Genomic DNA, 12828 nt, shown 5'->3' on the forward strand with positions numbered 1-12828 from the left:
AACGGAGATTTAGGAGTGTAAAAGGAGGAGAAACGCGAGTTCGGCGATGTTTTTGACTCAACAACCGCAAATAGCTCATGGAGCTATGGCTTAAAGTTAAAGTAATTTATTAAGAGTAAGATTTTTTTGGTATTACGAAGATGCATCTGCCAATGATTTGGCAGGGAGGGATTCTTGCGTTACTACCGGGTTTCTGCACGAGATTCGGACAGAAGGAAAAAAGGTGGAGAGTCGATCTGTAAGCCGGGTTCTGTCTTGAACAGTCATTCGTCTACGATGGCCATCACTGGACATCTTTAGCAACCTACCCGGTCCCAGCGCGGGCCACGCCTTGGGACCCTATTTGGTCTTGCTCCAAGTGGGGTTTACCTAGCCACGAACTGTTGCCAGTCGTGCGGTGCGCTCTTACCGCACCTTTTCACCCTTACCGGCACCGAAGTGCTTAGGCGGTTATTTTCTGTGGCACTTTCCGTAGGCTCACGCCTCCCAGGCATTACCTGGCACTTCGCCCTATGGAGCCCGGACTTTCCTCCCCCCCCTAATTTTCATAGAAGGCAGCGACTGTCCAATCGACTCTCCGCCGCGCAGGTTAACGGCACGGCGGGCTGAGGACAAGTATTAAAAGCGCAGCAATGCCATCACGTTCGGACGGAATGCCGGTTCGCCCCCGGAACTATTCGGCTTTCTGTTTATCCAGCGCGACCTGATACAGCACATTCTTGCGCACGCCGGTAATTTCAGCGGCCAGCGCTGCAGCACGCTTGAGGGGCATTTCCTTGAGCAGCAGATCGAGAATGCGCATGGCCTCGCTGCCCACAGCATCCTCATCCTCCGGCGCCGCCCAACCGGCCACCAGCACCACACACTCGCCACGCTGTTGATTGCTGTCGCCTTCGACGAAGGCACGCAACGCTTCCAACGGCAGGCCCTTGAGGGTTTCGAACGTCTTGGTCAGCTCACGCGCCAGCAGCGCAAGGCGCTCGCCGCCAAACACCAGTTCCATGTCTTGCAGGCATTCAAGGATGCGGTGCGGGGCTTCATAGAAGATCAACGTACGCGGTTCTTCCTTGAGTGCCTGAAGCCGCGCGCGGCGCCCAACGGTCTTGGCCGGCAGGAAGCCCTCAAAGATAAAACGATCCGACGGCAACCCGGCAGCCGATAATGCAGCAATCAGCGCGCACGCTCCCGGAACAGGCACTACATTGATACCAGCGGCTCGCGCCTGGCGGACCAAGTGGTAGCCGGGATCGGAAATCAGCGGCGTACCGGCATCGGAGATCAGCGCCACATCGTCGCCGGCCAGCAGGCGCGTGATAAAACGGCTGCCCTCTTCGCGTTCGTTATGTTCGTGGCAGGCGGCCAAGGGCGTGCTGATACCAAAATGCTGCATCAACCGCTGGGAATGCCGCGTGTCTTCCGCCGCGATCAATTTTACGTCGCGCAACACTTTCAGCGCCCGGGCACTGATGTCGTCCAGGTTGCCAATGGGCGTCGCCACGACAAAAAGCGAGCCTGCAGTGGAATTCAAAGGACCTGGAGCAGTCAAAACGCACACCTCGATGGTTGGGAAAAGTCGCATTGTAGCGCGTAGGCGCCTCGATAATATGCCCTCAAGGTCGGCCGTCGATGGCCGTTGGCAGCATTTGCACGACCTAAATCGACGGTTTCACGCCAGTAACATCGCGCCTGGGCCAGTGCTTGGGTACAATTCCACGCTAATTTGATCGGTATCAGGAACACTTACATGATCGCTTGCCTGCGGCTGCTCTCCGCCCTCTGCCTCGCTGCCTTATTGGCTGCCTGCGCCAGCTCGCCCTCGTCCAGCCTTGGCGACCTCCCTCGGACCCCGGATGCCAGTATCGAGCAACTGCTCGAACAGGCTACCTCCGCCAACACGCCAGAAAAGGCCGCGATGCTGCGCCTGAGTGCGGCTGACCTGGCCTACCACCAGAACAACCCTGGGCGTTCGTCGCAGATTCTCGCGCAGGTGCCCCTGGATGTCCTGAAGCCGGCCGCGCAAGTGTTTGCCAGCACCCTGGCCGCTGAACTGGCCATGGCGCGCAATCAGCCCAAGGCTGCATTGGCAGCCCTGAACCATCCCAGCCTGCAGAGCCTGAAGGAGCTGCCGACCGATCAGCAGATCCGCACCGGCACCGTGCATGCCCGCGCCTATGAGGCCGATGGGCAGACCCTGGCCGCCGCGCGTGAGCGTGTCGCCATGGCTGCGCTGCTGACGGGCGACGCTGCCAACAGCAACCACGAAGCCATCTGGGCGCTGATTGCCGCGCTGCCGGCTGACCAGTTGCAAGCCAGCGGTAACCCGACGCTTGATGGCTGGATCAGCCTGGCCAAAGCCGTCAAAGGCGCCGGCACCCTGGAGCAACAACAAGCCGCGATCGACACCTGGCGCGCGCAGAACCCTGGGCACCCGGCCGCAGTGCAACTGCCGACGCCGCTGACCAAGCTCAAGGAACTGGCCAGCCAGCCGCTGAACAAGATCGCCCTGCTACTGCCGCAGGACGGTCCGCTGGCTGCGGTCGGCAAGGCGCTGCGCGAAGGCTTCATGGCGGCTCACTACCAGGCCGAACAAGCCGGGCAGAAACCGCCGGTCATCGAGTTCTATGACAGCTCGCGCCTGACCTCCCTCGACGACTTCTATGCCAAGGCCCAGGCCGCCGGCGTACAACTGGTCGTCGGCCCGCTGGAAAAACCGCTGGTCAAACAACTCGCAGCTCGCCCGCAACTGCCGATCACGACGCTGGCGCTGAACTACAGCGAATTGAATGAAAACCCGCCACAGCTGTTCCAGTTCGGCCTGGCCGCTGAAGACGAAGCCCGCGAAGTCTCGCGCCGTGCCCGCGCCGACGGCTTGCACCGAGCCGCCGCCATGGTGCCGCGTGGCGAATGGGGTGAGCGTGTCTACAAAGCCTTCCGCCAGGATTGGGAAGCCAATGGCGGCACCGTCGTCGGCGTCGAGTACGTTGACCAGCCGGTCGCCCTCGCCCAGCAGATTGCCGACCTGTTCCAGCTGCGCAAAAGCGAAGGTCGCGCCAAGAGCCTGCAAAGCGCCGTTGGCACTGACGTAGCGGCGCAACCGTCGCGCCGCCAGGACATCGAGTTCATCTTCCTGGCTGTGACGCCGCAATTAGCCCAGCAGATCAAGCCGACCCTGAACTTCCAGTACGCCGGCGACGTGCCTGTATATGCGACGTCCCATGTGTTCAGCGCCAGCGGCGACAAGAACCAGTACCTGGACATGACCAACGTCATGTTCTGCGAAACCCCTTGGCTGCTCAACACCACCGACCCGCTGCGTAACCAGGTTGCCGCGCAATGGCCACAAGCCAATGGCAGCCTGGGCCGCCTGTACGCGATGGGCGCCGACGCCTACCGCCTGGCACCACGCCTGGGTCAACTCAAGGCGCTGCCGGATACGCGCGTCGACGGCCTCTCGGGCAGCCTGGGCATCAGCGCCAACCAGCGTGTCGACCGCCAGATGCCGTGGGCGAAATTCGTTGGCGGCGACATCCAGCGCCTGCCGGACACCTCGCGCTGATGCCCGAGCGGTCCAGCGCACAAAGCGGCAAGGATGCCGAACTTCAAGCTCTCCAGTATCTGCAACAACAGGGTCTGCGCCTTCTGGCGCAGAACTGGTTGTGTAAACGCGGTGAGCTTGATCTGGTCATGCTTGACGGCGATACAGTAGTATTCGTCGAAGTCCGCTACAGAAAACACGCACAATGGGGTGGCGCGCTCGCCAGTATCGACGGGCGCAAGCGTCAGAAGCTGATACTCGCCGCGCAGTTTTTCCTGCAAAAAGAGCATCGCTGGGCTGACTCCCCCTGCCGTTTCGATGTGGTTGCCATAGAAAGCACACCGTCTGGTCCCGCTGATCTGAATTGGCTTAAAGATGCCTTCGACAGCTGATTCACCGGACATCTTCACCACACACTTTTGCTCTTTGCTTTGCGGGCTGCACATTCCTGTGCCAAACAGCCGCGCTACTTAAGGTCACACAGATGGACATGCAATCCCGAATTCGCCAGCTTTTCCAGGCCAGCATCGACACCAAGCAACAGGCGATGGACGTACTTGCACCGCACATCGAGCAAGCCAGTCAGGTCATGGTCAATGCCTTGCTCAACGAGGGCAAAATGCTTTCGTGCGGCAACGGCGGTTCGGCCGGTGATGCCCAGCACTTTTCCTCCGAGCTGCTCAACCGCTTCGAGCGCGAGCGCCCGAGCCTGCCGGCCATTGCCTTGACCACCGACACGTCGACGATCACCTCGATCGCCAACGACTACAGCTACAACGAAATCTTCTCCAAACAGATTCGCGCCCTGGGCCAACCCGGCGACGTGCTGCTGGCGATCTCCACCAGCGGCAACTCGGCGAACATTATTCAAGCGATCCAGGCCGCACATGATCGCGAAATGATTGTCGTAGCATTGACCGGTCGTGACGGCGGCGGCATGGCCTCGCTGCTGTTGCCGGAGGACGTTGAAATCCGCGTCCCGGCCAATGTCACTGCACGCATTCAAGAAGTCCACCTGCTGGCGATCCACTGCCTGTGCGATCTGATCGACAGCCAACTGTTCGGGAGTGAAGAATGACCGTTAACCGCCTCAGCCTTTTGGCCATTACGCTGTGCCTTGCCATCAGCGGCTGCAGCACGGCAATCACCGCGACACGTGACACACCGATTCAGGATGACCGGGGCACACGTACTTTCGGCAGCACAATCGACGACTCGCTCATCGAAACCAAGGTCAAGGTCAACGTCGCCAAGGCCGCTACAGACTTGGGCAATGGTGCCTCGCGCATTGTGGTGACCAGCTTCAATGGCGTGGTACTGCTGGCCGGCCAGACGCCGCGTGCGGAGCTCAAGGCCCAGGCAGAACAAGCCGCCTCGTCGGTCCAGCGGGTCAAGAAGGTCCACAATGAACTGCAGGTCATGGACCCTATTACCCTGCTGGCCATCAGTAACGATGCGTTGCTGACCACCAAAATCAAGGCGCAGATGCTTACCGACAGCGCCGTGCCGGGCTCGCGCATCAAAGTCGTCACCGATAACGGCATCGTTTACCTGATGGGCCTGCTGACCCAGGCGGAAGCCACCCGCGCGTCCAACCTGGTTCAGGGTGTGTCCGGCGTACAGAAGATCGTGAAAGTGTTCGAATACATCGACTGATGTCATTCGCAGCCACAAAAAAGGGCGCCGTGCATTGACTGCACGGCGCCCTTTTTTGTGGCCCGCGTTTATTGGTACTGCTGGTACGGGTTGCCCTGGAACTGGTTGTTCTGCTGTGGCGCCTGTTGCTGTTGTTGCTGCTGACCCGGTTGGCCGTATTGCTGACCTGGGATCGGGCCGAGGTTGACCTCTACGCGACGGTTTTGCGCACGGCCATTCACGTCGGCGTTGCTGGCAATCGGATTATCCGGGCCGGCACCACGCGCACTCAGGTTGGTCGGGCTCACGCCTTGCGACGTCAGGTAGTTGGCCACGCTCTGCGCACGACGCTGGGACAGGTCCATGTTCAACTGGCGGCTGCCGGTACTGTCGGTGTAGCCGACAATCTGGATGGTGTTCTGGTTGAACTGCTTCAGCGAGTTCGCCAGGTTGTTCAGTGGCGTATAGAAGCTGCTGGCAATCGCGTCCGAGTTGGTGGCAAAGGTAATGTTACCCGGCATGATCAACTTGATCTGGTCGCCCTGGCGCTGCACTTCAACACCGGTGTTGGCCATGCTTTCACGCAGTTTCTTTTCCTGCTGGTCGGCGTAGTAGCCGTAACCGGCGGCGCCGATACCGGCGATAGCACCACCGATCAGTGCACCCTTGCCACGGTTGTTATGGTCGATGGCTGCACCGGCCAATGCGCCAGCCAGCGCACCCAGGCCGCCATACTTGGCGGTTTTGCTGATACCGCCTTGCGAACCATCATTTGCCTGCCCCTGGCTGCCGTCATAAGGATTGGGCGAGGCGCAGCCGGACAACAGGGCTACGGCGGTGGCAACAACAAGAAGACGACGTGGAGTAAACATGAAGGGAGCTCCTACTTTTGCATTCTGTGGTGCAAAGGACATTGGCAATGGACCTGTGCCGGGTTTTGAACGCGACAAACGGTAAAAATTCCGTGGCCATCGCCCCTGCTGTGACAAAGGCTGGCCAGCATCACCGCTAAGGAAACCGTAGCAGACCCAGGCTGAACGCGAGCTGCGACGACGATTCTTTGTATAGAACAGCCTCACACCCTTGGTTATTCCCTACGCCCGCACAAACGGATTCTCACGCATCTCATCGCCCAACCGGGTGTCCGGCCCATGCCCGGTAACCACCGTCGCGCCCTCATCCAGGGTGTACAAACGCTGCTTGATCGAACGCACGATAGTCGCCTGGTCCCCACCCCACAGGTCGGTCCGCCCTACGCCGCGCTTGAACAACGTGTCGCCGGCAATCAACAACTTGGCATCGGATGTCAATGTAGTGTGAGCAAATGAGCAGAGTGGCGAGCACCCTGCTATACCTACGCAAGCACGGGAGCTCGTACCTTGTTCAAGCAAAGTGAAAATTTAATATGTGTAAAGTCAATTCTTAGGTCAAATGGCCGAGTTTACGATCGAACAGATGTCTTCGATCTTGACGCTATTGGGATAGTCCAAGATGCATGGATAGCAATAGCACTCAAACAAATAAGTTCGCGATCAATTCACGAAAAAGTGACAACCAGCTATACCTATGGAATCCAGCAGGCACTTAGTGAACTCTCTGTCGACATCGACGCAATCGAAATTTTAAACAAAAATGAATCCGCACTGACTGCGGCCCTTTTGCATCGTCTCTTTTTAACCCTTGAACGAAGACTATTGAAACGAACAGACAAAAAGGCAGAATCCCGACGAAAAATATCTTTTTCATTTAGAAATCTTGTAATCCACTCTACATTTAACTGCCCAAATGAAATAAGCAGAGAGTCTATAAATTACAAAACGATTCTAGGAGCACTGCGAGCAGATCCACGACCAATACTTAATTCCGAGCAACACGCCAAAGCCCACAGTAATAAAATCCCACTAGGAGCCGTCCCACACAAAAACTACAACGAACTGATTTCCAAGTCCATTGATCTGCTCGCCACCGACCTGCAAAAAATAATAGACGCATGCATTGCCGATCTAAACAACATAGAAATCTTGAGAAAGCTCGTTATTAGCTCAAAAGAATCGACACGAAGCGCATCAACAGAGAAAGTAATCAGGCGATTTATTTACAATTCTTACCCCACTTCTTACGACATTAGGCGCTATGAGATACTATGCCCTAAAAAAAGATTAAACGCTTATTTAAACATAATCAAAGATGACAAATTACTTTATAAAGGCGCGCGTTTATGGGTTGGTTACAAGTTACCCGAATTGCTCAAACAAGCTGGCCTTACCTCCACACCTGGATTTAACACCAGGCATATCTTAGCACTTTCCGTCAGAGCTTGCTTTATCGAGTTGCAAGCCATATTTATACTGCTACTCTGTAGAACAGGCTGGAATAAAGCCTCATTGTTTGCAATGGAAATCAACAACATCATATATGATGAAGAATATGGGCACTACGAAATCCAAGGGTACAAGTCAAAAACAGATGACTTTACCCCATCAGTATTCATTGATCGGCATGAAAAACATTATCAAGATGCCATTCGTCGTCTTATATGGAATCGAAACCAACTAATCTTACTTGAATTTATCCCCGCTACCGAACAACGCATATGGTTTTCGTGGACCACTTCGAAAGACATGTACACGGAAAGATCTGTAATGATTCAAATGACACCCGACGCATTCATTGAAAGGCATAGCCTTTTCAAATTTACACTTGAGCAAATCCGAGAACAAGTTGGGAGCCTCGAGCACTACACCACGAGAAGTACCGAGCATACAAGACGCAAACTCGGACATACAAGCATAGGCACAACCGGACTTTATCTTGACCAATTATTCAGCAGAAATATAAACTCCTCAATTAATCTCGAGTTCCAAAAGAGATTAGAAAAAAAGATCATCTTCAATATGGAAAAAATAAAAAAAACCGGCACTTTGAATTTAATGCCTATTGGCGATGGAGCACTATGCTCCGACCCGATCAATCATCCCTTTAAAAGCCTTCAATCTGGAGAGAACATATGCCAAGCCCATCATTGCCATATCGGTGATGGCTGTCCGAACCGTGTAATTGAAATTGATGAGTTTCGGATAACTGAAGTCATACGCACACGAAACTACTATTACCATCACTGGAAGCAGCTCTACTCTGAAAACAATGACCACTTCTCCATGCGGATAGCCCCTCGAATCATATTCAACGAGGCACTATACAATTTCATTAATAGCTCCGCCTATGGTTATATTTTAAGACAGATAGAGGCAACCATTAATCATGATTAATAAAAACCTATCCAGCGCGATACTTCTACAGCTAAAAAAACATCCTTTAGACACTGACATCTCAGTAACACCAGATGCTTTACTTCGAATAACTCAAAGTGAAGCAAGGAAAGATGAAGTTGGCTACAAAGAGATATCTTTGCAGAGATTTGTTCTTCCACCCAACTCGGTCTACCCAAAACCTACAAAATTAGTAGATCATGAAATTCTATTTTTATCGACCATTTATGCAGTTAGCGAATACTCGAGAAACACCCCCTCGTCCAAAAGCAAAGCAAACAGAATTGCATTTATGTTAACAATAACAGTTAAATTTATGGAATATATTTGGCTAAACGACACATTCGACCTTAAAGACCTTTCTCCCCATACATTAAAGAAGCTACCTTGCCATTTAGCAAATGGGGGTTGGCATGAAGCACTGAATATTAGTGAAAGACTTAGCAGTTTTCTTGCGACAGCAAACGACTATGATCATCCTGTTTTCACGTCCACCAACAGCAAAAAATCAGTTAGCAGTGCTGGCTTTCAATTAGCAATCTCTACAAACATAACAGGCAAGGAGACATCTTTATACTTCGACCAAGTACAGAAATTTAAAGCAATGAAAGGCTGGCCATCGGCAGCTAAAAACCAGAAAGAAACATTAACTCTTGGCATGAATTACAGTTCATTACGCCAGACTTTGGAAGCATTAAATTACCTGTATAGGATACCTAACCTCTACCGCTTAGGAATGGTACCTTATCCTGAATATTCCCGCCTAAGTAAAAGGCTGACGGACACACCTGGACGAACAAAGAATATTAACAGTTATGGCGCAGGAAAAATGTTAGAGGAAGCTCTGACCTTATTGTACGAACAGAGTGACGCTATACTTGAGACGATACATTATGCAGGTGCATGCCTATCCAACATTGATGGCCGAAATATAAAAACAAAACTTAACGATATATCTCTACACTCAAAACTCATTAATCCTTCCGTCACAACCGAAAACATCTACAAACCAATAACAATTAAACACCTAAACCATTTAACCAGAGACCTACTTACAGCTTGTTTTCTAATAATAGCTATATTTAACGCAAGAAGAAGAGACGAAATAACACATCGTAAACTCGGTATATCCCTCGGCGCCTGCACTGTCTACAACAAAGAAAACAATATCTTTGAAATGATGTTTTACATAGAAAAAAATCGAAAAGACTATTTGCCATTTTATGTAGGAAACGCAACACAAAAAGCGGCTGAAGCTTTAGAGAAACTACAACTAATCTATCTAAATATAGACTATAACACTCACTCAATAGGCAAACTGAAAGACACTAATATCACATTGTTTAGACATAAACTTTTTTCTGCCAAGGGATTCTTAGGCAGCTATACAGACTACAATTTTGAAGCCTATAAAACCGGCCAAGCATATCATTTCATTTCTTCACGCTTAAAATTTGAAATACATTCAACGCCACATATGTTCAGAAGGCTTTACTGCACCATTTTCATGAACCAACACGAGTTCCCACATCTTCCCGCACTATCATACCAACTCCAGCATGAGTGCTTGGCAACAACCCAAATTTACATAACTAGTCCGATTACCCAATCCGAAGCAGCCACGCTGAGTAAAATTTATGACTGGCAAATAGAAGAATATATAGACACACACAAACACCACAACAACGACATAGCAAAATATATGGATGAAGCAATAAAAGAAAAATTCTCAGAAATCATATATCGAATAATATCCAACGACAGCGTGACTGGCGGGTACACGAAAATGGTCAGAGTATTATTCAGGCGCTTACAAAAGTCTGTTACTTTTAAAGGTTTGGACGACCGCCAAAAAATTGATACATTTATTGAGAGGCTTTCTTCAAGAGGCCATGCACCATCAACTTTTAAACATGCACAGTGCCTTGCAGGAAATAATAGAATAAAGTCTCGCTCGAAATGCTATGAGCTTTCGGACAACACCCTTCACAAAGAAAACGCAACCCCACAACTATGCAGTAATTGCCCATTCTCATTCACATCAATTGAACATATAAAAGGTTTGGAACAGCACTCACTTGAATTATCCAACCAAATAAAAACCCTATGCTCAAACTCCATAATAGTTAAAAACCTTGAGATAAAATTGCAAAACCTTTATGAGATCATTGAGTATCATCACAAAAAACTAGCAGGAGGCTAAATGAATCGATCACAAATAAATAAGCACGAAGCGCTTAACAATATAATGGAAAAAATATTGATTCTTAGAAAATGGGCAACTCAAACCGAAAGCTTTGCTAAAGATGAATACTACCCTCTAACGATTAGACAGTTCAATAATTGGAATATGTTGCAAAACTCTGAAAAAGTGCGCGAACAGTCCGCCGCTATAAAACGAAACGCTAATGATACTCTAAGACGATACCCTGACTTACGAGAAGAAATTGCAAGCCTAATATCATCGATCACTTTAAACATCAATAAAAAAACATCCAAACCAGAAAAACTTACAGCTCTCAGACAAAACATTCACGACCTAAAAAATTATATAGACACACTAGAAAAATACACAGCGGCACAAAAAGCGCAACTCGTGTTGATGCAGGAAAAACACTCGTCGCAAATTTCCCAATTAAATAACATTATTAATGAACTTAAAAAGCATCGGAGCTAACTCAATGAGCTTAAAACTTAGATGGCAACACACCCCAAAGATCGATATAGCAATACCTTACGACACAGAAATGAAAATTATTGTAAATGAGTTAATGGATTACGCAATTTATTTGCAACGCGAAGAGAGCCTAAGCCATCTATACATTAAAAACGAAATGTTCCATTTATCGCTATTTTACATTCACCTTCGCAAAAGTCGCCTTAAGTTTACGCAAGCTGATACGCAAACCCTTAGGGATTTTCGTGATGATGACTTCAAACGATTGCAACGGTACAGCACGGCAACCCCGAAAAGCTTAAAAGCTGTAGTTAATAATCGATTACGTAGGATCTATCACTTTTATTGCTGGCTTCAATTACATCTTGGGTTAATTAATATAATTGGCCTAAAAAGCGCCCAAATATTCTCCTCGCTTCCAAACCATCTCGGCAAATCCACGTATAAATTACGTGACAAAAACATGTTCCCCTTACTTTACCCGCGCATTGGAGCTCTTAGCAAACACACTACAAAATACGAACCTTCCGAGAAAAACTTACGTACCCTTGAGTTAGCATTTCTAAAACATCGCGACATTTACATAGCACATCGAAATGCATTGATGCTAGCGATAGCAAATGCGACAGGCTTTAGGAGAGCTTCTATAAACTCACTGCTATGCAGTCAGTTTAGCGATGGCGAAATCGATGTAACTGATGAAGATTTCTTTGTCGTAACCCCGCCAGAGCAAAAATATAGTAATACTTTAAGCTACAAAATCCCACTGTTACTCGCCTTTCGCATCAACGCTTTTATTAAGACTTATCGCAACAACTTTCTTCAAGATAAAAATATAAAAGAAGCAGTCACTTGCGATAGAATTTTCCTATCCGCGCGAACGGGCGCCCCGTTGAACAATCAATCTGTCTCAGAAATTTTTGCCGCCGCTATCAAATCAATCAATATTCCCAGCGCAAGAGTTGGCATACATGCCTTTCGACGAAAATTTACTAACGATGAAATCGCTAAACAGTCTACAATTCGTGCAGAACTAAAATTAGATACTTCAGATGCATCAATAAAAAGCGCCGTGTCACTTTCCCTCGGACAATCGTCTCCGGGGTCCATCAACTCCTATGTCTCACGTAGACAAACTCACGAGGTTCACAGAAGGCAAAATCAAAAAAAACGTGAATTCGAGCAAGTTGTGCTGGAGAATGAGAGACTGGAAGAAGAAAATGAAACCCTTAGAAATAAATTAAAATCCTTAGTTTCCTTCGAAGACTAGAAGATCTATTTCCGGTTCAAAGACGCTCTTAAAAAATACTATGGACCTACTTCCCCTATAACCCTAATGTTAATTATATAACTACACATCGAGATTCAGATCTCAAGAGCAAAGCTCTCATAACGCTTTATATCTAATACCCAAGGCCAGACGTTCAGAGTATTCTTCATTTCAGCGTACTCTTTCTTCACAACTATCTGCCAGAGAATCTAAAGCTTAGCGGTACTGGCTACTGCTCTGATACCCTCCTCTCGCAGCTTGGCTCCAAAAGGCCACACTGCCTAGCGTTAATTTCAACACTTAAAAATGCCCAGCATTTGAACCGGACCCTTATCCGTCTCCGGGGCACGTGGCTTCTTGCCTCTGAATCGCCCCTAGTTTCGTAGACACCTCCAAGCCTTAAAATGAGGCCCATTAGGAGGTGCCATGAGCAACCAGCGTT

General features: G+C 49.8%; 10 protein-coding genes, 1 other RNA gene and 1 pseudogene. 8 read left to right on the plus strand and 4 right to left on the minus strand.

Annotated features, from left to right (window positions below):
- Positions 1–223: 223 nt before the first annotated feature.
- Positions 224–577: RNase P RNA component class A (gene rnpB, locus AACV02_RS25525), an RNA gene on the minus strand.
- A 96-nt stretch (positions 578–673) separates the two neighbouring features.
- The gene (gene rsmI, locus AACV02_RS25530) at positions 674–1579 is read right to left on the minus strand and encodes a 16S rRNA (cytidine(1402)-2'-O)-methyltransferase (RefSeq protein ID WP_164487909.1); all 906 of its coding nucleotides are present in this window, start codon (positions 1577–1579) and stop codon (positions 674–676) included.
- 165 nt (positions 1580–1744) lie between these two features.
- Between rsmI and AACV02_RS25535 the strand changes: the two genes are divergently transcribed.
- The 4 genes from AACV02_RS25535 (at position 1745) to AACV02_RS25550 (ending at position 5191) form a co-directional block, all read left to right on the plus strand.
- On the plus strand, positions 1745–3556 hold the full coding sequence (locus AACV02_RS25535; protein WP_106579570.1) for a penicillin-binding protein activator: 1812 nt from the start codon (positions 1745–1747) through the stop codon (positions 3554–3556).
- Positions 3556–3927 (plus strand): YraN family protein, encoded by a 372-nt coding sequence (locus AACV02_RS25540; protein ID WP_106579571.1) that lies wholly within the window; start codon positions 3556–3558, stop codon positions 3925–3927. Before AACV02_RS25535 ends, AACV02_RS25540 begins: the two co-directional genes overlap by 1 nt.
- Positions 3928–4019: 92 nt before the next feature.
- Positions 4020–4613, plus strand: coding sequence for a phosphoheptose isomerase (locus AACV02_RS25545; RefSeq protein WP_003216190.1), 594 nt, complete (start codon positions 4020–4022; stop codon positions 4611–4613).
- On the plus strand, positions 4610–5191 hold the full coding sequence (locus tag AACV02_RS25550) for a BON domain-containing protein (protein ID WP_106579572.1): 582 nt from the start codon (positions 4610–4612) through the stop codon (positions 5189–5191). Before AACV02_RS25545 ends, AACV02_RS25550 begins: the two co-directional genes overlap by 4 nt.
- A gap of 68 nt (positions 5192–5259) precedes the next feature.
- On the opposite strand, the gene AACV02_RS25555 is transcribed toward AACV02_RS25550, so the two are convergent.
- Both AACV02_RS25555 and AACV02_RS25560 read right to left on the minus strand, forming a co-directional pair.
- Positions 5260–6042 (minus strand): OmpA family protein, encoded by a 783-nt coding sequence (locus AACV02_RS25555; RefSeq protein ID WP_106579573.1) that lies wholly within the window; start codon positions 6040–6042, stop codon positions 5260–5262.
- Between the two features lie 222 nt (positions 6043–6264).
- Positions 6265–6468, minus strand: a pseudogene (locus AACV02_RS25560) (MBL fold metallo-hydrolase); the annotation flags it as partial.
- An 81-nt stretch (positions 6469–6549) separates the two neighbouring features.
- Between AACV02_RS25560 and AACV02_RS25565 the strand changes: the two are divergent.
- The 4 genes from AACV02_RS25565 to AACV02_RS25580 are packed head-to-tail and all read left to right on the plus strand — an operon-like array spanning position 6550 to position 12386.
- Entirely contained in the window at positions 6550–8439 is a 1890-nt protein-coding gene (locus AACV02_RS25565) for a hypothetical protein (RefSeq protein ID WP_157986783.1), read from the plus strand.
- Positions 8432–10642 (plus strand): hypothetical protein, encoded by a 2211-nt coding sequence (locus AACV02_RS25570; protein WP_157986784.1) that lies wholly within the window; start codon positions 8432–8434, stop codon positions 10640–10642. Before AACV02_RS25565 ends, AACV02_RS25570 begins: the two co-directional genes overlap by 8 nt.
- Positions 10643–11116 carry a hypothetical protein gene (locus AACV02_RS25575; RefSeq protein WP_149873203.1) on the plus strand — a complete coding sequence of 158 codons (474 nt, stop codon included), beginning with the start codon at positions 10643–10645 and terminating at the stop codon, positions 11114–11116.
- Between the two features lie 4 nt (positions 11117–11120).
- The gene (locus AACV02_RS25580) at positions 11121–12386 is read left to right on the plus strand and encodes a hypothetical protein (RefSeq protein ID WP_157986785.1); all 1266 of its coding nucleotides are present in this window, start codon (positions 11121–11123) and stop codon (positions 12384–12386) included.
- Positions 12387–12828: the final 442 nt, after the last annotated feature.

This window comes from Pseudomonas sp. Larv2_ips (assembly GCF_963879675.1).
Classification (GTDB): Bacteria; Pseudomonadota; Gammaproteobacteria; order Pseudomonadales; family Pseudomonadaceae; genus Aquipseudomonas.

Excerpts from the sequence above, each read along its gene's own strand:
- rsmI (WP_164487909.1), bottom strand. The coding sequence starts at position 1,579 with ATGCGACTTTTCCCAACCATCGAGGTGTGCGTTTTGACTGCTCCAGGT.
- AACV02_RS25535 (WP_106579570.1), top strand. The coding sequence starts at position 1,745 with ATGATCGCTTGCCTGCGGCTGCTCTCCGCCCTCTGCCTCGCTGCCTTA.
- AACV02_RS25540 (WP_106579571.1), top strand. The coding sequence starts at position 3,556 with ATGCCCGAGCGGTCCAGCGCACAAAGCGGCAAGGATGCCGAACTTCAA.
- AACV02_RS25545 (WP_003216190.1), top strand. The coding sequence starts at position 4,020 with ATGGACATGCAATCCCGAATTCGCCAGCTTTTCCAGGCCAGCATCGAC.
- AACV02_RS25550 (WP_106579572.1), top strand. The coding sequence starts at position 4,610 with ATGACCGTTAACCGCCTCAGCCTTTTGGCCATTACGCTGTGCCTTGCC.
- AACV02_RS25555 (WP_106579573.1), bottom strand. The coding sequence starts at position 6,042 with ATGTTTACTCCACGTCGTCTTCTTGTTGTTGCCACCGCCGTAGCCCTG.
- AACV02_RS25570 (WP_157986784.1), top strand. The coding sequence starts at position 8,432 with ATGATTAATAAAAACCTATCCAGCGCGATACTTCTACAGCTAAAAAAA.
- AACV02_RS25575 (WP_149873203.1), top strand. The coding sequence starts at position 10,643 with ATGAATCGATCACAAATAAATAAGCACGAAGCGCTTAACAATATAATG.
- AACV02_RS25580 (WP_157986785.1), top strand. The coding sequence starts at position 11,121 with ATGAGCTTAAAACTTAGATGGCAACACACCCCAAAGATCGATATAGCA.